The sequence below is a fragment of the Bradyrhizobium sp. SZCCHNR1051 genome, assembly GCF_032489615.1.
Classification (GTDB): Bacteria; Pseudomonadota; Alphaproteobacteria; order Rhizobiales; family Xanthobacteraceae; genus Bradyrhizobium.
Map to the genome: position 1 here is coordinate 24,003 of NZ_JAUEYJ010000011.1, position 21,998 is coordinate 46,000.

Annotated in this window: 15 protein-coding genes and 2 pseudogenes; 7 read left to right on the forward strand and 10 right to left on the reverse strand. The window is 55.4% G+C overall.

Annotated elements, in window-relative coordinates; translation table 11 throughout:
• Positions 1-60 precede the first annotated feature (60 nt).
• Positions 61-1,191 (forward strand): FAD-dependent oxidoreductase, encoded by a 1,131-nt coding sequence (locus tag QW868_RS14980; RefSeq protein ID WP_315792728.1) that lies wholly within the window; start codon positions 61-63, stop codon positions 1,189-1,191.
• 383 nt (positions 1,192-1,574) lie between these two features.
• The gene (gene tnpB, locus QW868_RS33575) at positions 1,575-1,709 is read left to right on the forward strand and encodes an IS66 family insertion sequence element accessory protein TnpB (protein WP_409998465.1); all 135 of its coding nucleotides are present in this window, start codon (positions 1,575-1,577) and stop codon (positions 1,707-1,709) included.
• 233 nt (positions 1,710-1,942) lie between these two features.
• Here the strand turns inward: tnpB and QW868_RS14985 are convergent.
• The 9 genes from QW868_RS14985 to QW868_RS15025 all read right to left on the reverse strand — a co-directional run bounded on the left by QW868_RS14985 (position 1,943) and on the right by QW868_RS15025 (position 14,774).
• Positions 1,943-3,129, reverse strand: a protein-coding gene (locus tag QW868_RS14985) for an IS3 family transposase (protein ID WP_409998446.1) whose coding sequence is annotated in 2 segments (ribosomal slippage) — positions 1,943-2,877 and positions 2,877-3,129 — 1,188 coding nt in all. Because the reading frame shifts where the segments join, the coding sequence is not laid out codon by codon here.
• 585 nt (positions 3,130-3,714) lie between these two features.
• A complete protein-coding gene (locus tag QW868_RS14990; protein ID WP_315792639.1) occupies positions 3,715-4,779 on the reverse strand; it encodes a nucleoside-diphosphate kinase in 1,065 nt (354 codons plus the stop codon).
• 1,127 nt (positions 4,780-5,906) lie between these two features.
• Positions 5,907-6,737, reverse strand: a complete 831-nt coding sequence (locus tag QW868_RS14995) for an aldo/keto reductase (RefSeq protein WP_315792642.1) — start codon at positions 6,735-6,737, stop codon at positions 5,907-5,909.
• Between the two features lie 1,465 nt (positions 6,738-8,202).
• The gene (locus tag QW868_RS15000) at positions 8,203-8,598 is read right to left on the reverse strand and encodes a heme-binding protein (protein ID WP_315792644.1); all 396 of its coding nucleotides are present in this window, start codon (positions 8,596-8,598) and stop codon (positions 8,203-8,205) included.
• Between the two features lie 215 nt (positions 8,599-8,813).
• The gene (locus QW868_RS15005) at positions 8,814-9,740 is read right to left on the reverse strand and encodes a transketolase family protein (protein ID WP_315792646.1); all 927 of its coding nucleotides are present in this window, start codon (positions 9,738-9,740) and stop codon (positions 8,814-8,816) included.
• Positions 9,741-10,565, reverse strand: a complete 825-nt coding sequence (locus QW868_RS15010; protein ID WP_315792647.1) for a transketolase — start codon at positions 10,563-10,565, stop codon at positions 9,741-9,743.
• A 61-nt stretch (positions 10,566-10,626) separates the two neighbouring features.
• On the reverse strand, positions 10,627-12,345 hold the full coding sequence (locus QW868_RS15015) for a carbamoyltransferase N-terminal domain-containing protein (protein WP_315792648.1): 1,719 nt from the start codon (positions 12,343-12,345) through the stop codon (positions 10,627-10,629).
• A 1,081-nt stretch (positions 12,346-13,426) separates the two neighbouring features.
• Positions 13,427-14,014 (reverse strand): NUDIX domain-containing protein, encoded by a 588-nt coding sequence (locus QW868_RS15020; protein ID WP_315792649.1) that lies wholly within the window; start codon positions 14,012-14,014, stop codon positions 13,427-13,429.
• 328 nt (positions 14,015-14,342) lie between these two features.
• Complete coding sequence (locus QW868_RS15025) at positions 14,343-14,774, reverse strand: hypothetical protein (RefSeq protein WP_315792650.1); 432 nt, start codon at positions 14,772-14,774, stop codon at positions 14,343-14,345.
• 427 nt (positions 14,775-15,201) lie between these two features.
• On the opposite strand from QW868_RS15025, the pseudogene QW868_RS15030 reads away from it, so the two are divergent.
• From QW868_RS15030 to QW868_RS15040, 3 genes and pseudogenes are all read left to right on the forward strand, one after another.
• Positions 15,202-15,987, forward strand: a pseudogene (locus QW868_RS15030) (transposase).
• Positions 15,988-16,368: 381 nt separating this feature from the next.
• Positions 16,369-17,001 (forward strand): hypothetical protein, encoded by a 633-nt coding sequence (locus QW868_RS15035; protein ID WP_315792652.1) that lies wholly within the window; start codon positions 16,369-16,371, stop codon positions 16,999-17,001.
• 274 nt (positions 17,002-17,275) lie between these two features.
• Positions 17,276-17,434, forward strand: a pseudogene (locus QW868_RS15040) (transposase); the annotation flags it as partial.
• Positions 17,435-17,470: 36 nt separating this feature from the next.
• Here QW868_RS15040 and QW868_RS15045 read toward each other — a convergent pair.
• A protein-coding gene (locus tag QW868_RS15045; protein ID WP_409998462.1) for an IS3 family transposase occupies positions 17,471-18,657 on the reverse strand; the annotation gives its coding sequence in 2 pieces (ribosomal slippage) (positions 17,471-18,405 and positions 18,405-18,657; 1,188 coding nt in all).
• Between the two features lie 579 nt (positions 18,658-19,236).
• Here QW868_RS15045 and QW868_RS15050 point away from each other — a divergent pair.
• Positions 19,237-20,694 carry a B12-binding domain-containing radical SAM protein gene (locus QW868_RS15050; protein ID WP_315792656.1) on the forward strand — a complete coding sequence of 486 codons (1,458 nt, stop codon included), beginning with the start codon at positions 19,237-19,239 and terminating at the stop codon, positions 20,692-20,694.
• A 211-nt stretch (positions 20,695-20,905) separates the two neighbouring features.
• Complete coding sequence (locus QW868_RS15055; RefSeq protein ID WP_315792658.1) at positions 20,906-21,688, forward strand: glycosyltransferase; 783 nt, start codon at positions 20,906-20,908, stop codon at positions 21,686-21,688.
• Positions 21,689-21,998 lie beyond the last annotated feature (310 nt).

The following is a 21,998-nucleotide window of genomic DNA, read 5'->3' on the forward strand; positions in this document are numbered from 1 at the left end:
CCTTGGCAGCCGTCGACATGCCTCGTGAGTTTGAGGCGGCGCCCCGTTAGGAATAAACAGATGCGAGAAGCATACGATGTATTGATTTTTGGAAGTGGAGTAGCCGGGCTGATGGCTGCTATGAAACTTGGAAGGATCGGGCTAAAAGTTTTGCTAATTGAAAAGGACCATCTACTTGCGTCAGGATCGTCTACCCGTAATGTCGGCTGGTTACATAGTGGCGCATATCATGCGGGATCAATTGTTGATCGCGGTGCCGCGATTTCCGTTGCAAAGCACTGCATCTATGGATACGAGCAAATTTGTCGGTTTTTTCCGGAAGTAATACTCGATAATCAGCCGGCCTCTCATGCCCTGCTTCGTGACGAAAGCCGAGCTGAAGAGCTAACGGCAAGGTGGGTAGAAGCAGGAGTAACCGCCAAGGCAACTTCTGTTGCAGACGCACAAAAGCATCATACTGAAGCTTGTTTCAGTGGAATCAGCCACGTCTTCGAAACGAAAGATGTCAGTATCGACACTCGTCTTTTTTATCGAAGATTGCTCAACGAAGCCAATGCTTGCGGTGTGCGCATCCTTTTGGGCACAGAAATAAGATCTATCTCTGATGATAGAGCGGATATAGAGATTCGCAATGATAACATTCGACTAACAGTAACTGCCGACATTTTCATTTATGCAACCGGTCATTCCACAAAGGATATTTTTGCTCAGTTTTTTGGTATCAAGCTTCCTCTCCGTCGCTGGAAAAGTCATATGCTTCTGACAAAGCGACTATCTTCTAGGAGTCTATTCCATATCGACCCGGCTGAGGCGGCCATAATTCATCACGATGATATTAGTATTGTAAATCACACGAATGATGCTACTTTGTCGGATACTGCAAATTTTGACGTTGATGAAATGGCCGCCTCCGAACTGCGAGCTGCGCTCGGGCGCCTATTCCCGAAATGGGTCGATAGTAATTCACGCGTAGTCGCCTGCATAAAATCAGATCTGAATTATGAATGTGATCAGCCAAGATCGTTGGGCGTTGATATTCAAGAGCCGCGTCGGGGACATCTTTTCATTGTACCCGGAAAGATGACAGAGACACCATATTTGGCAGACGCCCTGGTTCGCTTGATACATGCCCGAATTGATGACAAATCTATTGCTTTGCGTCCAATGGATGTTTTCCGTTCTCAGAACTGAAGGGGCCAAGGTGTCGGAGGTCGCCCGGCGCAGTCGCGTCGTAGGTGGATTGCTCACGGTATGGCGGCACAAGTTCGCGATGGCCGCGGCCTTTTAGACGCCAGGCCTCATGCCGGTTCGGCTCGCATCCCAGGACGGTCCCGCGACGGCAAGCGAGCCGGATCGTTGGCGTCCGCGTATAGCGTGTTGCCGCAGATGCCCCCAGGAAAGCCTAGCGGGGGCGGTCGAGATCGAGGTGGGCGGCGCACGCATCCGGATCGAGCCAGGCGTACAACTGACGACGCTTTCGACGGTGCGATCGGCGCCTCGGGGCATGCGTTGATTGCGTTGCGGCCCGGTCTCAAGGTGCTGCTGGCGCCACGGCCGCTAAACTTTCGCAACCGGTGCACACGCTGTCGGCGCTGGTGAGCGGACCGCTGCACCCGAAGCCGCATTGCGGAGACGTCTTCGTGTTTCGCAGCGGACAAGCGGACCGAGTAAAGCTTCTGGCGTGGGATTGGCTGCGGCACGATTTCTAAGTGCTACGCAAGTCGCCATGCTGCTCGACGCGCTGGATTGAACACGTATTTCCCAAGCTTGTCTAGCCGCCGAGCGTCGTTGGGGGGGAGACGAAGAATTGTGCTGGAGCGTGCCGGGGACGGGATAGCGGTCCATTGTGGCGCTTCACCCCAAAGCTCTCCGAACCCTCTGACCGAGATTGTGCTAGCGCTCGATGCCAAGAACGAGAAGCTGCTGACCTGCCACCGAAGTTTCATCCAGCCGCAGTTAGAGTCCTGTTGGGTTGTACGCCGATTGGCGGGGGTGGAGCAACGGGCGATCGGCGGAGCTGGTCGGGGTTGCGCAGCCGATCGCCCGTTGCGGTGAGGATGGCGGCATAGGCCGCCGGCGTCTGGTATTTGAGCGAGGAGTGGGGCCGCTCGCCGTTGTAGTCGGTGACCCAGGTAGCGAGCTTCTGCCTGGCGTCGTCGAGACCGAAGAACAGCGTCTCGTTCAAGAACTCGTCGCGCATCCGGCCGTTGAAGCTCTCGACGAACGCGTTCTGGATCGGCTTGCCCGGCGCAATGAAGTGCCAGTGGATGGCGTTGTCCTTGCGCCAGGCCAGCATCGCGTTGCAGGTGAACTCGGTGCCGTTGTCCGAGACGATCGAACCCGGCTTGCCGCGCCGGGTGACGATCGAGGTCAGCTCCCGTGCCACCCGCCGGCCCGAGATCGAAGTGTCGGCGATTGCGCCCAGGCACTCCTTGGTGACGTCATCGACGATGTTGAGGATGCGGAAGCGCCGTCCATTGGCGAACTGGTCCGACACGAAGTCGAGAGACCAGCGTGCGTTCGGCCGGGCTTCCACCAGGATCGGCACGCGGACCCCACACGCCTTGCGGCGGGCGCGACGCTTGCGCACGGCGAGCCCTTCCTCCCGATAGAGCCGGTGGATGCGGTTGATGCCAGACGGCTCGCCCTCCCGCCGCAGCAGGACGAACAGCCGACGGTAGCCGAACCGCCGACGCTCACTAGCCAGCTCACGCAAGCGAGCCCGAAGCTCGGTGTCAGGTGGCCGGCGAGACCGGTAGCGGACCATCGTCCGATCCGCACTTACGATCGAGCAGGCCCGCCGCTCCGACAGTCCCATCAGGGTCTGCAGATGCGCCACTGCGGCGCGCTTGGCAGCGGGCCCTACCATTTTTTTGAAAGCAACTCCCGCAGCGCGGCTGCGTCGAGCATCTGCTCAGCCAGGAGCTTCTTCAGCTTCGCGTTCTCGTCCTCAAGAGCCTTGAGCCGCTTCGCCTCCGAGACCTCCATGCCACCGAACTTGGCCTTCCAATTGTAGAACGTCGCTTCCGAGATCCCGTGCTTGCGGGCCAGGTCCGCCGTCTTCGCTCCAGCCTCGTGCTCCTTCAGCACCGCTATGATCTGCTCTTCCGTAAACCGCCTTCGCTTCATCTGTCCGTCCTTCGTCAGGGCGGACTCTAACTCGATCCGGAGGAATTTCTTAGGGGCAGGTCACTTCAAGCCGGGCTAGCAAGCCTGCATCGAGGACATCGATCATCGCACACCGCGGCCTCGATCGCAGCCTGCTAACGAGTTTGGTCGAGGGCAGCTGGATCTACGACCATGCCAACCTCTCCTGATCTACCGTCCTTCCGGTGAATGGGCGGCTATCGCCTTACGCCAGAGCGAGATCGATGAACAGCCGCGGCACGCGATGCCGGAAATCTAACAGCCAGGACGCTCCACCCCCGGAAATCGAAATCGTGGGCGAGATCACCTCGGAATCATCGGGCGAATTCGTCTGAGGCGGCAGCTTGGCGTTCTCGTCCTCCAGAACTCCTGAGCTCCTGAGCCACTCGTTACCCGTTAATAGATAGTAGTGTCGGTGATGCAGCACTTTCGTCACACATTGGCAGCCGCCACCCCGCCTCGTATTAGCCACGATTATTCAATCAAAATTTAACTGCGAGTTGAGCTCGGCAAACGAACGTTACAATTCACATGTGCCGAGCGGTATCGAGCGAGAACGGTCGCAGCTCAAGAGGAAAAAAGCATGCCCGTTTCCTTCCAATGATGCATGCTCGTTAAGAGAACTATTTCCTCCCATTCAGTGAACGGGATTTCAATCGCCTGCAATAAATGCGTTATGTCACGCGCTACGTCAGCCGAGAACGCTTCAGGCTCGCTCAACAGTGCAAAGCATCTAGAAAGCGCGTCGGTGCCGGCAAGACCAGAAAGCGATGCGGTTGACTTCCGAGCCAGCTTAATGAAGTTCCTAGTTCGTTGGGCTAGCGCTTCTTCAGTATTTACAATCTCCATCTCTCTCTGGAGGAGTGAGCTGCCCCTAAGTTTATGTCCACCAGAGTCCGCGAGAACTCTAAGCTTTATTCCGTTCAGAATTTTCAGAAAGTCCGTTTGCTCTCGAAATATTCTGAGAGCAGCCTCAGATCTCTGCAATTCAAACATGCATTCCCGGCAAAGCGACTGCAATCCTGACTGAGTTTGTGCTTGGCGCGCCCTAACGACGAGATCGCCAAAAGCCGCGTCTCCGGCGAATATCCTCAGTTCTCGTACGGTCGACAACGGCTCATCAGAGGAGTGCATAAGGCTCAATGACCGATTAACGGCTTCGAAATCGTGACGAAGCTGCCCAGGCTGCGCTGCATATGGCGAGGCCACCCCTTTCAGTTTGCGAAAGTCCGTATGTGGCGTAACTAAGATTCTAGAGACCTTCCTAAGAACCATCGCAACTACTGGGCACGTGCTATAGGCTCTACGGTTCAGCCACCACATTCCACCGCGGTCGATCTCGGCACAATATTCGCCAATATTATTGGCGATGTTGAATTTGTATAACTCTTCAAATTTCCGCTCGGGAGATTTCATTATTACTTTCGTTAGGATCGGGATGTACCCTTCGTCTATACATCGCCTTGATATTTCAAGCAACTTTCCCCCCTTTATTGCGTCTGGCAATATTATTGTGAAGATAGTATCCTTTAGGAGACGATGATCGTCATCTGGAAACTGTCGAAGCCAGTCTAAGATACTTAAGTGCGCACGGGAGTTGGTGAAGTCGCTCTCTTCAACTAAGTAGTCCATTACTCGACCTTTATTTTTCAGCTAGGTTTGCAGCTAGGACCTGTCGCCGAAAGTAGACCTCAGATCTCAGATTATGGATCGCCAAAGTTAAGGTGCGATCCTGTTTGGCTTTAAAGTCGAGCAGCTCGCTTCTATTGCTTTTGCGCATGCAGGCAGGTTGTGCACGCGTTCGCATTGTCCAAACAAAGCGGTATAGCCAATGTCCTCGCCACCTCGTTGCCGTCACTCCATGTTCCCCTCGGGAGTGAGTGATTCATCGCCTGACGGAGGCGAAAGTAATTGTAAAGGCTCATTCATAATCTAATGCCTTCTCGCGCATCGCACTTCTCGGCATAGGCTTTCAGATGCACTTCCTCCTTCTTGATCGAACGGCAACGTCATTTGATTATGATATTGTCCCTGAAACGCCCGCGTCCGTCCATCAAAATCGCGATGCCTGCAGCCTCAAGTCTGCTCGTGACCTGCACGCTGTAAATGCTGTTGAAGATTTCGATGCGCGATGCCAGCGCCTCGGCGACAATTCTAAGATGTTTGCGTTGGCGGCAACGCGCCGATTGCGACCGAGGCGCTCGCCTGCGCGATCAAGATCGGTCGCCGCGGCCTTGTAGATGTCGTTTGAGCTCAATCTCACCAGGGTGTCGAATGGTAGCAAGCTCGCGTAGGGGCTCGCCTACGCGCCCCACCATAGAGACGGATATGTCGCTTAGTCGAAGACGGACGCCTTGAGATCGAGTCCAACCGTCCAACGTTTGCTTCGCTACTCGACGATGCGTATGTCATTATAAGCCTTTTTGTAGGTGTCCTCAAATCGCCATGCTGCGAGCCTCGCAACCGCGTGCGCCCGCAGCCTGCTTCAAAACAAACACGATCTTTTTTTCCGAACAATTCGATGCCTTTATTGAAACTCATCCTCTGTCCCGGATGAGGATTCTTAAGCCGACACTTCCAGGTCAAACTGGTCTTTGCTGATTCTATTGATTCGGGCTTGTCGAAATTGAACTGAACCCCGTCGTGTCCTGGAGCATCAGGACCCGAGGTGGCCTAATCTCACCTGAAGTGGGCGATTGCTTCAATTCTACGTATGTATTCGGTCTTCTAGGGTCTCCCTGAATGTCGCTGATCGAATTTTAGGGTTCGTCCCATTGAGGAGAGAAATCGGGGTTGCAGATACGGCTCTGGCCTCGGCTCAACGCTGATATTTGTGCCATCTCTTCCCCGGAAAGTGTAAAATCAAAGATGGCGGCGTTCTCGGCGAGGCGCTCCTTTCGGCTGGTGCGTGGGATGGGGACAACTCCCTTCTGCTGCACATGCCAGCGCAGCACGATCTGACCCGGAGTCTTGGAATGGCGTTTTGCTGCCGCTACTATCGCCGGCACCTCGAGCAATCCTCTGCCGCGATAGAGCGGACAATAGGAGACAGTCGCCACGCCGAAAGCGCGATTGGCGGCTAGAACCTTCCTCTGATCGATATAGGGGTGGTATTCGACTTGGTTGCAGGTTAGCGGCGCCTCGGAGAGCGAGACCGCCTGTCGCAGTAGGTCCGTCGTGAAGTTCGAAACGCCGATGTGCCGCGTCAGGCCGCGCACCTTCGCTTGATTCAGCGCTGCAATCGACTCTTTCAGTGGAATACCAGGATTCGGCCAGTGAAGCAGTAGAAGGTCAACCTGATCCAGCCCAAGCCGGCGCAAGCTTGCCTCAGCCGAGCGTTCGAGATCGACCGCCGCGATATCGGTCCACCAGACCTTGGTCGTTATGAACACCTGTTCACGCGGGACGCCCGAGGCCCTAAGACCAGCACCGACCGCCTCTTCATTCTCGCACGCACTCGCAGTATCGATATGCCGATAGCCGTCGACTAGCGCATGCGCAACCAGTTCGCTTCCCTCCGTCCCCTTGAGTTTCCACGTCCCCAGGCCGATGGCGGGTATCGTCGCTCCGTTCGCCTTTACGGTGTGCATAGTGCCTCCTGATCAGATAATTTCTTGCGCCGCAGTATACCCCAAGCTGGCGCAGCAAACACGGACGCTGTCAAATAGGACGACAATCCCACTCCTCATCGTGAATTACTCCGCAGAGTATTGACCTCCACCTCTGACGAGACAGTGCTGAATCAAGTAAACCACCAATGCCGTTGGACGTCGTCTAGCAAACGGCGCTAGACGAGCGATATTTGAAGTTGGACCCATGTCAAGCGGCTTCGTCGAGTTGGTAAGATTTGCACGGTGAGAGCGGAAGATCGATTGCGGCCACGATTCGCCCCTGAGCTCCTTTTTGGAAGACACATGGATATGGCACATCCTGGAACGGGTCAGCTAGAAGACGAGGACTCGACGAGGTTGGCTCACGAGCCATGCTTGGGCATGAGGGTGAAATAGAAGCGGACCCCGTGTTGCTCGGCAAGCCAGCTTTGTTTACTTCGACGGCGCGCGTAGAATGATTATCATTTTAGTTAGTTCGCCACGTGTGCCGCATAAAGCTATCGAGTAGTTTGATAAGCTCGACAACTCCCGACTGCAGCGCCGCTCCTAGCTAACTCAGTATTACGCTTCTTTAGATTTTTTTGGCATCAAAGATCTTGCGCAACAGCTTTGCACCAGTTTCGCCGGGCAACAGGGCCCTTTGGCGGGACCGTGCTCCGAATATGTTGGACGAGCAACCGTGTCTTCCACAGTTCATGCAAATGACCCAGTTGCCTTCGCCGTCGGTCACAACAGCGCCGTCAACCACGCCTCTACTTCCCGCGCTATTGTGGGCTCTCGGCCGGGGCGAGGGCGATGGTCCGCGTCGCCATCGAACATTCGACCACAGGGCGCTAGACGCAGCGCGGCACCGTCTGAGGGTACAGCAGGAGCGCCTGGCGCGCCGCGAAAGATGACGAACTTTTGCGATAGCCGAGCAGAATCCGCGCAAGCTGGGCACGACTCGCAAGCTCGGTTCGCGACAGCGTTACTACCCTAAGTTCTTCGAATCCCAACTCTCTGGCGACAATTCAGTCGCCGGCCACCACGCGGTCATATGGCTAAATCCCTCTTTTCAGGTCCTTCCACCCCACAGATACGCGCTCAATAGCGTCAAGGGCACCATACCAATATGGTAATTTTCTTCGAGACGTTTTCTAGTGAACAACATGTCAGACTCAGCCATTCGTCAGCGATGTGATCCTCGGAACCCAAAATTGGTTGAAGTTTTCCGCGTCGAATCCTTGACCGCGAGCGGACAATCAGGAAGGCGGGAAGTTTCACGGATCGCAGAAACGTTTGACTTGCCTGCTCTTTGCCTCCCACTTATGACAAGCGTCTGCGGGGCTTGAGATCGGTAGTCTTGTCGTCGTTCTGGGCAAACGCGCCGGGCGCGGAGCACTCAAGTTCTCAAGCACCCGGAGCGCTTTGCTCAGGATCGCGCCATGTCAAAATTCAGCAGTGCTCATAGCCTTTCAACCCCAGCGCGGGCACAATCCTCGTCTTCTTGTGCGCTTCCACCGCCAACACCACAGGCACCGATCAGGACACTTTGGCGGAAGATCGGCACTGCGCCTTGGCCATAAAACATGTGGTTGCCCTCGGCAGCGGAGATGCCGCGCAAGGTGGGATGGTCGGCATTTGGAGTCAGATCGCCACTTGGGCGTCCAAACGCGGCAGAGGCCATGGCCTTGCCTTGGCTGCCAAACGAGCCCGCCCATACGGCACCATCCATGCGCTGAAAGGCGACTAACCGACCGCCAGCGTCGCACACGGCAATATTCATCTTGGCGCCGATCTGGTTCGCCTTCTCAATGGCTCCGGCGATCACGCGATTGGCATCTGCGAGGGTCAGGGTCACAAGTTTGCTCCTCTCCATTCAAAAACCTCACTAGGATGCTGATGCGCGCGCCAATCGCTGCGAGGCCTAAGTGCGCGCTAGCTTATCCAAATTAGAACAACTAGAGCGCTGCATGGCTTTCGTGGCAGTGCGCGCTTGCGCATCATCATTTGTCACCGGAACACCGTGACACGCTTACGTTGGTCGGCGACTGGCCTGGGCTTGCAAGAATATGCTCAAGGCTTCGTCCGAAGGAGCTTCACTACCGTTTCTTTGACGCTCTCAGCATCAAGCCCGTGGAGCCTGCGCAAATAGTTTTGGTCGCCGACGACTCCCGAAAATTTATCTGCTATACCGATTCTCAGGAATAACCTCGGCGGCGAGCCGGCTTCCAGGCAAGCCTCGGCCACGGCACCGCCCAGACCGCCGATGACGCTGTGCTCTTCTAAGGTGATTATGGCCGAAACCTCTCGGCTGACCCGAGCGATAGTGTCTTGATCGAACGGCTTTAATGTATGGATTTCCACCACCTGCGTAGAGATGCCCTCCTGTGCCAGGAGGTCGGCCGCCTTAACAGCCGAGCCGAGGATGGGACCTATAGCAAAGATCGCAACGTCGCCCCCCCCTCGAACCACCCGAGCCTCGCCGAGCTTGACCGCTTCCGGCGCGCTCGCGAGACCAGCGCCGCCCTTCTCGAGCCGCAGATAGCCAGGGCCGCCTCGGGCCTGCATCTGCCGAGTCAACACATCGGCCTGCCATGGGTCAGAGGGCGCCACAACGGTCATCTCCGGCAGAGTCCGCATCATCGCCAAATCTTCTGTGGCGAAATGTGACATCCCCAACTTGCCGTACGAAAAGCCGCCGCCCACAGCTACCACAACGACGTCGGCCCGATGATAGCAGACATCGTTACGAAGCTGCTCCATGCAGCGTAGGGTCGGGAAATTGCCTATGGAATAGGTAAACACCCGCGCACCTGACAGGGCCATCCCACAGGCCATTGCGGTCATATTCTGCTCAGCCACACCAGCATTGACGAACTGATCAGGGAACCGCTGGCTATACGAGTTCAGCACACGGAACCCCAAATCGCCGGTGATTAAGATGATCCGTGGATCGCTCTCAGCAAGATTCTCGAGTGCCTTCACAAAGCTGTCGTGCATTTAGACGCCCGCTGCGAACTCAAGTTCGCGCATAGCTATGGCCAACTCCTCCGGCTTTGGAGATCTGTAGTGCCATTCCACCATATTCTCCATGAAAGAGACGCCCTTACCCTTGGTGGTATGGGCGATAATAACGAGCGGTTCGGGGGTGAAGCCACTCGAGGCCACCGCATCGCTCAGCTCGGCATGATTGTGGCCATCAACCTCGGTCACTCGCCAGCCGAACGACCGCCATTTGTCGGTGAAGGGCTCCAAACCCAGCGTCTTTGCCACAGTGGTTAGACCTTGTAGTTTATTATAGTCGATTATAGCGGTAAGGTTTGACAGCTTATGATGACCGGAAAAGAGTATAGCTTCCCAGTTGGAGCCCTCATCGCATTCACCATCGCTCAAGATTACGAAGACGCGCTGTACTCCGCCCTGCCTGCGCAGTTCCATGGCCATACCGGTTCCGACGCCTAAGCCATGGCCGAGCGATCCGGTGGAGAGCTCCACCCCAGGCACTCCCTTGTGCGACACGTGCCCGGAGAACACTGAGCCGTTCTTGAAGTGCTCCTTCAACAACGCAACCGGAAAGAACCCGCTCTCGGCTAGGACGGCGTACATGCAAGTGCCTGCATGCCCCTTAGACAGGATCACTCTATCCCGCGTCGGCAATATCGGGTCTTCCGGGTCGAAGTGCAACTCCTTGCCATACAGCACCGCTAAGATGTCGGCGATTGACAGGGCCGAACCCACATGCGCACTACCACTCTCGGCGGCCATCCTTACTACATGCTTGCGAATCCGAATCGCGAGAGCCTCGGTATCGAGTGTATAACGCAACGCATTCTCCGACATTCAGTTCAGCCCGCAACCCTATATAACCAATCCGGCTCCAAATATTTTAATCTGACATTGCTTTGACCATGATCTTCTCCGATCCCTCTTTATCCTCTCCAGATGTGGAACCTTTCGTATCTAAGCATGTATAAAGTTTTCCGGCCGACCAAATCTGTGAGACCTTCCCCCAGCCTGCGGCGCTCGCCACATCAGGAAAGAAGCCTCTTCCATTATAGTTTGCGCTCGTGTTGCACAGCACAGGAATTCCACTCGCCATTTCGTATTCGGTCAAAAGTTCAAATAGAAATGGGTTACTTTCTGCGCTCACAGTTTGCACGCGCGCAGTGCCATCGAAATGGGTAACTGCTGGTATCCGAGATGCCCACTCCGGTCTGACTACGTGATCATAAAGCATGAACTCGTCCGGCGTCCCCGGATCAAATATTTCTTGCGCCCGATGCTGCAGACATACCGGCGCTATCGGTCGATACCACTCTCTTTGTTTAATATCGTTTAGCCGTGACCTCATTTCCGTCGAAGTGCAAGGAGCAACGATACTACGGTTCCCCAGAGCTCTTGGCCCCAGCTCTGCTCTGCCATGCAGAATTACGCATGGATCGCCGGTCTCATGCAGTAACCTCGCAAGATCTCGAACATCACAAGATGACGTGGACCAGTTCGTGGGCGAAGCGCTTTCCATGACAATCGGCCCCGAATACGTGCACCAGTCGAGCGCCACACGCCTGTCATGTTTAACCATCGCGCAACAAGCGGTGCCGATCGCGCCGCCGGCATCATTTGGAAATGGTGGTATCCACATAGAATGGAAAAGCCCGCTCTTACGAAGCGCGCTATTCCATTTGATATTCAGCGCGCACCCGCCGACAAAGCAAAAATTATTCGCCTTTATGTTCTGCCGTTGCAGATGATAAGATAGAGAAGATATCAAAAGCTTTTGGAGGAACGCGTGCCAAGACGCAATAAAATCGGGATGCGAGTTGAACTCACTCGAATAGATGGCGTCGTTAAATTGGCTCATAATCTCCAATCCAAAGTTCTCCGTTAGGTCTATATCACCATGATGCTCTCGCGAGGAGATCGCTTTTTCAGTGATGACTTTGTATAGATTGTCGAGAATACTAATGATTTCCTCGTCGACCTTTCCATAAGCGGTGTAGGCCATAATCTTGCCCGCCAAGCCAAGTCTCGCGGGAAAGTCTATCGGAGCGTCAAACGGCTTAAACCTCTGCACGATCGAATAGTAAGCGTCTCCCAAAAGATAGAACGGGCAACCCAAATTGATGACCGAACCATCTCTGCCGCTTACTTGATAGAGAAATGGAAGCATTGCGCCGTCCCAGACAAGTACGGTGCAGTCCTCTCCGGCCTTCGCAAATGGACTCGAGCAATACCCACCCATAACGTGGCCCGCATAGTGAGAATAACTAACATATGGAAAATCAACGGTGAGATAATTGTATTCGTGGAGCAAATCGTCCGACAGGTAACCGCGTCGGTACGGCCCGGTTGGAAGTCTTACTTCGACGCCAAAGAAGGGTTTGACGCGGTCTGGTCTATGCCAGCCGTCTATCACGTATTTGTCAACAGACCTTGGGTCTACATCGAATTGGCGCAATATGTCGAAGACTTGCGAGAGGTCATCTAACCTACTGTACCTTTCTCGATTTCTTACCTTTTCCAACTCGACGCTGAATATGAGTACTCCATCGTCGATCAATGCAACACCGGCGTCGTGCGTGACCTTTATTCCGCAAATCTTCATTTTGCATCCATCAAGACAATGCTGCCATCGAGGCTAACCATACCCCAACTCCCCAACTGAATCTACGCCTGGTACCACAGTGACGGCGGCTGCAACGTCGACACATCGCTGTTTAGATAGTGGACGCGAAAAATGATTGGCCTGACAAGTCCGCGCTGCAAGTGATCCCCCGCCGTGAACCACAGACACCGCTGTCAAGCACTACGTAGTTCTTTCAATCGAGCCTACGAACGCGCAAAATCCGATAGTCGATCAGCACCGGTGAGCATTTTCGGAGCGAATCAAGAAAACTCGCATTCTCTTGGCGGACATGTCCATGCAGACCACGGTTGGCGTTGCAGCCGGAGCAAAGCTGATCGCACTGAAGTCTCTCCGGCCCAGGATGCGGTCGTGCCCTGAAGCCCGCGTTGGACTGAGGAAAAGGTGGTCTAACTACACTTTTTTCGAGCCTGCCCACGACAACAGGGCCGGGCGGGACAAAGAAGCATTTGAAACCGCACTTCAGACCGTCAAACAGCAATGAGTGATTCCGCCGGGGCCGGCGCGGCTCTTGTCGCTCGCATGTAAGACGTGCTGTAGGTCTATCAGAGGTCTCACGCCCCCGTGGCGCCTGCTCGCCTGTCTGACTTCGGCCTCAACGCAGATGAGAACGCAGCAGACTCGCTAGATTTTTTTCTAGCTGTTCACGGCCCTGGAAGAAAAGTGACCGAGCGCCACACCATCGATTATGCTTATACGCTCAGGTGTTTGTCGGACGTGCATTTTGCTAACTCGGCGGAGGTCGTCCTGGTTCGGAACAATCTCAACACCCACAAGCTAGCCTAGCTCAACGAACCCTTTCCGGTCCCAACGTCTAAACTGCCGCATTCGCCAACCGAATTTCATTGGCCGCGACGCCCGCGCGTGGCAGACACGACGAACCCACGCCAATGCAACTGGCAATTCGAAACACTGACGACCGCGTCAAGCTCAAGAGAGTATCTCCTCACTTCGAGGAACTCGGGCGACCAGGCATGTCCGGCCAATCCAGCGACTTGCGTCGCGGCACTTAGCAATAGGCGCCATCTCCAAGCTATCGCTGTCAGTCGGCAAAGATGTTTATCTTCGCATGCTGCAACAGCATGATAGTCTTGGCATCCACGATATTTCCGGACGCGATCATAGCAAAGGCCTGCGCAAAGGAGATCTCAAGCACTTCGATATCCTCACCCTCCTCCGCCAATCCACCACCGATCCCCGGCCGGGATGCGGAATCATACTCTGCGACAAAGAAGTGCAACTTCTCGGTGAATACCCCGGGACTCATGAACGCCTCGAAAACCTGCTTCACACCACCCACAACATAGCCGGTCTCTTCGGCAACCTCATCACGGATACGTTCCTGCGGCTCCGCGCCGTCGAGCCCGCCGGCAGGCACTTCGACCAGAAGCTCGCGATACCCGTTCAGGAACGTGGGTAGGCGGAACTGCCGAATCAGAATGACAGATCGGCGTTTGAGGTTGTAGAGTAGAATGGCCGCGCCATTGCCCTTATCGTACACCTCTCGCTTTTGCGCCTCCCACGCGCCGTTGCCTCGTCGCCACGAAAGCGTGACCGACTGCAGCAGATATTTCCGTTGGCAGATAGTCTCCGCCTCCTCGATACGGACACGGCTCGAAATGTCACTCATTAGCGATCCGCTTCTTTGTTCGATATACCTTGCACCACCAAACTCTGACCAACAAGCTAGTAACAATCGGCATATTGATTTGTCGGCCCTACGCACGGACAACTCGACGATAACGTCCTGCCCACTCTGCCCCTCAACGTGCTCGAGGTTCCGACCGAAACAATTTTGGGCCTCGTTCTACGCCCTCACGGCCCGATGCACCGCCTTGAAAGGTCGAAAGCAAACTCGTCACCGCTTCGATCGGAGGCAGCTAAGCCGATTGCAAAGCGTTCTGTCGGGCTCGCAATGAAACTCCAGGAACACACTGTCCGCCCGCTGCCAACCTTGGCTATAACTGGCGCGCCTTCGCGCTGGCCGCCAATCGAGCCGCCGTTAGTGCGTGGGCCCGCACCGCATGAGCAATATCAATGGTCAACGGAACGCTGTGCTGCTGCATCTCACCGATGCTTAGCACGTCGACCACAAGATCGTTAGGGCCAAACCAACTGCCGCGCCTGCCTAGAATGATACCAAGTTCGGGTACGACCTCATGCGCCTTGACGATGATGTTCTTACAATCCCATGGAGCCAGGAACTGAGCTTTCGTGCCATGCAGAACACCGCCAGTGGCACTGGCGGCCCGGATCACCAAGTCCGGCTGACGACGCAGGAAGGCAGGACTCCGCAACCAAATCCACGATGGCAGCCAGGGTTTCGGCTTGGTCGATCTCGTGGATATCATTGACGACGGATACATTACGCATGCTTTTGACCTCGCCATGGCCAGACCCTCCCCAGGCCGGGCCCCCGATAGCTGCTGACCGATGCGCGGTTTGCCTCGTCGATGCTCGCCTTCATGGACGCCAATTCCAAATCGGCAGTGACAGCTTTCAGGTGACGCCCGACGTCTAGGGCCACTTCGAGATTTTCCAAGACATTCAAGCCGGCTCACACACCCAATCCTCGGGCGGAATGTAGGTTCAGCGACACCTGCAACAGTCGAAAATGCGCGACAGTCGCGCATTTGTCCGCCGACCCATTTTGCCAATTTCGCAAAGCAGTTACAATGATTATGTCTGAAGTCTATGCCTTAGTGTATCTCCGAACACGTATTGAACCATCGAAGTGAGTTGTGATTCAAAGGGACGACTTGGAGAGGAGCTTCGACTTTGGCGAAAGAGAACATTGGTCACTACGACCGCAGCCGGATGCACGATCCGAGTGACTTGACGGACGAGCAATGGGCATTGGTAGACTCCGCTGATTGCACCAGACAAGTGAGCAAGCGGAGGATCGTGCGAGAGGAGCTAATGGCTTGATGCACTGAGCAGCGTTTGTGCCAATGGCGAGCAGTCCCGAAGCATCTATCGCCGCGCAGCACCATGCTCGGAATTTGGCTTGTAAGATTGGGACGGTACGCTCAATAACGCCGAAATTTGGCCAACCGAGAAGCACGCCCCGGCGCCCCCACTATGGACGAGGCGTCAAGGGCGCGGAAAAAGGGAGCGCGGATCGACCCGCATGGCTACGATGCGGGAAATGAGATCGAAGGCGAGAAGCGCCCCTTCCTAGTCGATACCCGGGCTTGCTGCTACACGCCCTCGTGCATTCGGCGGACATCAAGGATAGCGACGGCGAGCGTTGGTGATGGCCACGCATTTTGGCCTATATCCCTTTTTGCAGAAGCTCTACGTTTATGGCCCCTACCAGGGGCCAATCTTTCAAGCCACCGTGCCCACAATCCTTCGGCAACTCGATGCGGGAAAGGTCAAGCGTGCTGATACTACAAACGGTTTCGCCGTCTTGCCAAAGCGATGGCTCGTCCAACGTTCGATCGCTTGGCTCAATCGCTGTCGACGCCTGCCAAACATTGGGAGAGCCTCAACCGAAAGGCCCTCGCGTTCTTGGATATTGCCCCCATCCGCCAAGACACTGCCCCAATACAACCGGGACGAAGAGCGGCGCTTCATCCACTGGCACGCTCAGCACGCTGACCGTGCCAAGTGAACAGATTCTGTCGCGAGAGGCCATGCTGGCGCGCCCCTCCACCACTTAGCGCCTTCGCATAGGGTCCTGCCGCAATCCACCCCCTCGAGCTCCTCGCCGGAGCGACGAACCCACCCCGACCTGTATCTTGACCCAGCCTCGTGGCTTTAATAGTTGACGCCACTCGCCCAACTGATATTTAGTTACTTCTGCAAATATCGTGTATTCAGGCTTCGACATTCACTCAACGTCTTGAGCATTATGCCACGTACCTCACCGGTCCGACGTGACGCCGGTCGGGTGTATAAAGTCGGCCTCATAGATAGTTGAAACGCTGAGCTTCAGGCTGAATGAGGAACGACATCACTTGCCTGTGGAGGTTATTCTGAATGGAACGCCCGGTGCTAAATGGCATAGTAATCGAAGGAACCGATTTTGTAGGGAAGACGACACTCGCCAACAACTTGCTTGGTTGTCTCGCCCGGTTCGGGCTCAACGCTTTCCATAGGAAGTGCTTTTTATCGAAAGAACCCATCATCCAATTTTTGTCCGCGCCTTCGGAGGGGCGATCTTTAGAAGAAAGTGACTGGATGCTTACGGCGGCATATTTACTTGATGATATCAACCCGCGCGAACTAGATAACTTTGCTATACAGGAGCGAAATTGGATTTCCCAAGTTGCTCGAAATCGCTTTTTCCATGGCGAGAAGTTTGTCGAGTACTCCAGGAGAATAGAACAACGGCACTATCAATTTAGTACCCAAATATATCTACATTCGTGTATAGATGCCAAGCGAGCCAGGGCCGCCTCTCGACCACCTAAAGGAACGAGAAACGCTCTCCTTTCATCGGATCCAGTACTTCATCAAGAGTTTGATGAATTCTCAATGTCGATACTACCAAAAAATGAACAGTGGTTGATAGTGGACACATCCTCGCTGTCACCGGTAGATGTATGTAATATAGTGCTGAAGGCAGCGGGAGAGCTCGGTTCCCTTACCGAAGCTAATTCATCGAATTGAGTTGAGGTGGGCAGTAACCGAAATATCCTTGAGCTGTGTTGTTAGACAGATGCCGATGGCATTCTGATTGACCAATAAATTTCAACTACACCGTAGATTTCAAAGACGCTTTATTGTCATCAGCAAGCCAAGCGAAATAGCCCGATGTCGTCGGTGTCCTGCCGGTCGGATAAGAATTGCGCGAGAGAAGCGACGATTTCCGATAGCGGGGTTCCGGGACGGATGGTTTGCAGCCAGGAGCCGAATGAGTCCCACACGAGCGCGGCAGAAGTGACTGGCGCTCCTCAAACACACCTACGACTTCTCCAACGAGTTCCTGTGCGAGCGCTGGGTGGAGAACCACTGTTGCCAGTTCTTCTGCGGCGAGATGTTCTTACAGTACCGGCCGGTGTTCGACCGCTCCTCGCTGACGCGTTCGCGCCAGCGGATGGGACGGATGGGCGAGGAGAAGTGACCTGCCACCGAAGTTTCATCCAGCCGCAGTTAGAGTCCTGTTGCGTTGTACGCCGACTGGCGCGGGTGGAGCAACGGGCGATCGGCGGAGCTGGTCGGGGTTGCGCAGCCGATCGCCCGTTGCGGTGAGGATGGCGGCGTAGGCCGCCGGCGTCTGGTATTTGAGCGAGGAGTGCGGCCGCTCGCCGTTGTAGTCGGTGACCCAGGCAGCAAGCTTGCGCCTGGCGTCGTCAAGACCGAAGAACAGGGTTTCGTTCAAGAACTCGTCGCGCATCCGGCCGTTGAAGCTCTCGACGAACGCGTTCTGGATCGGCTTGCCCGGCGCAATGAAGTGCCAGTGGATGGCGTTGTCCTTGCGCCAGGCCAGCATCGCGTTGCAGGTGAACTCGGTGCCGTTGTCCGAGACGATCGAACCCGGCTTGCCGCGCCGGGTGACGATCGAGGTCAGCTCCCGTGCCACCCGCCGGCCCGAGATCGAGGTGTCGGCGATCGCGCCCAGGCACTCCTTGGTCACGTCATCGACGATGTTGAGGATGCGGAAGCGTCGTCCATTGGCGAACTGGTCCGACACGAAGTCCAGAGACCAGCGTGCGTTCGGCCTGGCTTCCACCAGGATCGGCACGCGGACCCCACACGCCTTGCGGCGGGCGCGACGCTTGCGCACGGCAAGCCCTTCCTCTCGATAGAGCCGGTGGATGCGGTTGATGCCGGACGGCTCGCCTTCCCGCCGCAGCAGGACAAACAGCCGCCGGTAGCCGAACCGCCGGCGCTCATTGGCCAGTTCGCGCAAGCGGACCCGAAGCTCGGCGTCAGGCGGCCGACGCGATCGGTAACGAACCATCGTCCGATCCGCACTTACAATCGAGCAGGCCCGCCGCTCCGACAGTCCCATCAGGGTCTGCAGATGCGCCACTGCGGCGCGCTTGGCAGCGGGCCCTACCATTTTTTTGAAAGCAACTCCCGCAGCGCTGCTGCGTCCAGCATCTGCTCGGCCAAGAGCTTCTTCAGCTTGGCATTCTCATCCTCAAGGGCCTTGAGGCGCTTGGCCTCGGACACGTCCATGCCCCCGAATTTCGCCTTCCAATTGTAGAACGTCGCCTCCGATATCCCGTGCTTGCGGGCCACATCGGACGTCTTCGCCCCAGCCTCGTGCTCCTTCAGCACCGCTATGATCTGCTCTTCCGTAAACCGCTTTCGCTTCATCTGTCCGTCCTTCGTCAGGGCGGACTCTAACTCGATCCGGAGGAATTTCTTAGGGGCAGGTCAATCTGCGCCAAAACATTTCAAATCAGTTCGTGACGAACCTACATATGTGTCGGACCCGGATTGAGACAGCCTTTGCTCTCGTAGTCGCTATTCTGGTAGACAAACCATTTCTCGCGCACGGCTCTTGGGCGTGTTGCTGAGCATCGTTATTAGGATCCGCTGCATACAAGCCTTGCTATAATCGGCTTGTCCCTTATCGTAGGCTTCGCGTTGTCGCGCACCTGATTCAGCAATAGACGCGCTCCCGCTGGAAATTGCGATCCGTTGGGTCGCTGACAGATCTGAGCAGCGAGCACTTACTTCAAATTCTGGTTGACACGTCCGCTTCCCAACTACAATAGTACGACAGGTGCTACTCTACCTTAAACTGTACGCAGATTTAAGGAGGGCTTTTTACTCAAGGCACGACACACATGCCCAATTGTATCAACTCCGCCGAACGGAAGACTCGGGAAACGCAAGTCACGAGCGAACCCGCGCAACACGCGATGGCATCTTACTAAATTGGAGGCGCAGATGCGAGTTACACTGATTCGGCATCACGACTTGGGCAACGTTAACACACGACTTCCCGCCAGCCTTAATGCTCGTCAAGGCGCGCTACCACCGCTCGGTTTGACCTACATTGGCTCTGCATTGCGGGCTGCGGGGCACGCGGTTCAGATCATCGACTCCATCGTCGATATGCTCAGCGCTGAGCAGGTTTACCAGCGGATTATGGACTTCCGCACTGAAGTGGTTGGCGTCACCGCGATGACGCCAACGTTCCGAGGCGCGCAGGAAGCTGCTCAACTCGGGAAACGTGCCGGCTGCGTCGTCGTAATGGGCGGCGTGCATATGGCGCTCTTCGCCCGAGAAACCCTCACCTACGACTACATCGATTACGGCGTGGTGGGTGAGGGTGAGGAGGCGATGGTTCGTCTGTGCGATGCTTTGCAGTCTGGCAGGTCAGTGGAGGATATCCCCGGCTTGGCTTACAAGCAAGCAAACGGCGAAATCGTTTCCGGATCTCCCGTCGTCATACAGGACCTCGACGCATTGCCGTTTCCTGCTTTCGATCTCCTGCCGATGGAAAAGTATACGTCAATTATTGGACTTAGCCCCGTATCGACCATTATGGGCTCGCGCGGATGTCCCTATAAGTGCGGCTTCTGCTATAAGACACCTTCGGATGCGAGCTACCGGCGCCGAAGCGCGAAGAATATCGTCGATGAGATCGTGTTCCTCAAGGAGAACTACGGCGTTCGGGAAATATTGTTCTACGACGATCTCATGCCAGGAAAATACATACGGGAACTCTGCGCGGAAATCATCTCCCGCAACGTCAAAATTCAATGGGAGGTGCCGCAACGTGTAAATCTCGTTACCCCAGAATTGCTCAAATTGATGTATTCCGCCGGTTGCCGCATGCTCCGCTACGGCGTCGAGCAAGGCGACCCCAATATGATGCAGGTCGTTGAAAAGAGCATCACCGTCGATCAGGTAAGAAATATCTTCCGCTGGACTCACAATGCCGGCATCGACACCTTCGCCTACTTTATCATCGGATATGTGGGCGAAACTGACGCGACCATGCGGGCAACTATCGATCTCGCCAAGGAGCTCAACCCAAGATACGTGATGTTCACCAAAGCAACGCCGTTGCCCGGCACCCCACTTATGGAGGCCGCAATCGCCGCCGGGCTGATTGATCGCGGCTACTGGAAGGACTTTGTTCTCGGCAAGCGCGATCGACCAATTCGGCCCTGCGTGCCAAACGCAAGCCGCTGGGTCAGACGTGCATATCGAGAATTTTACTTTCGGCCATCCCGCGTCATCCGGCAACTCCTGTACCTCCGGTCGTGGAGCGATGTCAAAAAGAGCTTCGATGCCTTCATGGGCATACTGTTCTTCAAAATGGCAGAAAACGAAATACTCGAGCGAATAAGCACATCTACCGACAGGCCCGCACCACAGCCGCTTCATACACGCTAGAGGATTTTTAGACCGGCAATCAAAGGTCAACAACTGATCGCGACCCCTGACTTCTGTCCTGATTACCTCGTTGCTTTCTCGGAACAATTGTCTAGCCGAACGGGGCAGAACGAGAGCATCTTGCTTCACGGTATTAGGCTCCAGCGGATGGTAGCCCATCATGCCGGGGAACTCGTCGATCAAAGATCGCAATATTAGTTGTGAGGATTAGATGACAGAGGAGACTGTCCTAGAATATGGCATCGCTAAAAGACAGGATGCAGTTGTCTTCGTGCCGGTCTTGAACGAGCAGGACGCCATTCTTTCCTTTCTGGAGCGGTGGTCTAAGTTCGATTGGGACATACTCCTGCTCGATGGAATGAGCCACGACAATACAATCACTATCATCAATGATTTCTCGAAACAGCAGGCAAGCGGAGGCGAGACCATCACGCTCATTCGGGCAGAAGAGCGGCATGGCCTCGCATTCAACACCTGCCTGGGCCTGCAAGCGGCCTTGAACGCCGGGTATCGCTACGTCATCGTCGCGGATGTCGGCACGCAACGCCCCGCTGACGCGTGGAAGATGCTGGAGTCCGCACGCCAAGCTTCGCCGGCTGAAAGATTGATCTTTCGAGGGTCGTACTTCATCAGGGGGTCGCAGACACAGAATTTTCCAATCTACCGCCGCCTTGTCACGATCGGAGCTAGATGGGTCTCTTGGGTTTTGCTCGGCAGCACCGGGACGTATCCCACGCACGCCTTCAAGGTCTGGCCGCGCCAAGCGTTGAGCGATATTCCGTTCTGGGGGCTTGTAAATGGAGCCATCGCGAGATGCGAGAACGGACCAGAGTTTCAGGTTGGTATGACGTTTCTTTCATTGGCCAACGGCTGGTCAGTTGTCGAGTTTCCTATGATTTTTTTTGGAACAAAGTCTACGTTTCGGTGGCGCTGGATCCCAAAGTTCGTCCGAGAGGTTTTACGCATCAGACGCTATCGGCCGAGAGAGGCCTGAGAGACCAATGACCATCTTCAGTTGCATCAGAGTCGTCACGCCGCTTCGTCGAGATAGCACAACGACGCGTCTCGTTTCTCAAAAGTTGACGCGGTTCGGACAACTCCATGCAGATTGGTGGGCCACGCATCAGACACTTCTTCCACGTCGAGACACGGAGAGGAAGACGGTCGAACCGGTTGGCAGTTTCGAGGTCATCCGATGATCATCATGTTTTCAGGCATTGATGGCTCCGGAAAGACTGCAATGACCACCAGCGTTGCGAAGCGTTTAAGTGAGACGGTTTTCGATGCGGAGGTTTGCGAGCCTC

Excerpts from the sequence above, each read along its gene's own strand:
- QW868_RS15025 (WP_315792650.1), bottom strand. The coding sequence starts at position 14,774 with ATGGCGAGGTCAAAAGCATGCGTAATGTATCCGTCGTCAATGATATCC.
- QW868_RS15055 (WP_315792658.1), top strand. The coding sequence starts at position 20,906 with ATGACAGAGGAGACTGTCCTAGAATATGGCATCGCTAAAAGACAGGAT.
- QW868_RS15015 (WP_315792648.1), bottom strand. The coding sequence starts at position 12,345 with ATGAAGATTTGCGGAATAAAGGTCACGCACGACGCCGGTGTTGCATTG.
- QW868_RS15005 (WP_315792646.1), bottom strand. The coding sequence starts at position 9,740 with ATGCACGACAGCTTTGTGAAGGCACTCGAGAATCTTGCTGAGAGCGAT.
- QW868_RS15050 (WP_315792656.1), top strand. The coding sequence starts at position 19,237 with ATGCGAGTTACACTGATTCGGCATCACGACTTGGGCAACGTTAACACA.
- QW868_RS14990 (WP_315792639.1), bottom strand. The coding sequence starts at position 4,779 with ATGGACTACTTAGTTGAAGAGAGCGACTTCACCAACTCCCGTGCGCAC.
- QW868_RS15020 (WP_315792649.1), bottom strand. The coding sequence starts at position 14,014 with ATGAGTGACATTTCGAGCCGTGTCCGTATCGAGGAGGCGGAGACTATC.
- QW868_RS14980 (WP_315792728.1), top strand. The coding sequence starts at position 61 with ATGCGAGAAGCATACGATGTATTGATTTTTGGAAGTGGAGTAGCCGGG.
- QW868_RS15035 (WP_315792652.1), top strand. The coding sequence starts at position 16,369 with ATGGAACGCCCGGTGCTAAATGGCATAGTAATCGAAGGAACCGATTTT.
- QW868_RS14995 (WP_315792642.1), bottom strand. The coding sequence starts at position 6,737 with ATGCACACCGTAAAGGCGAACGGAGCGACGATACCCGCCATCGGCCTG.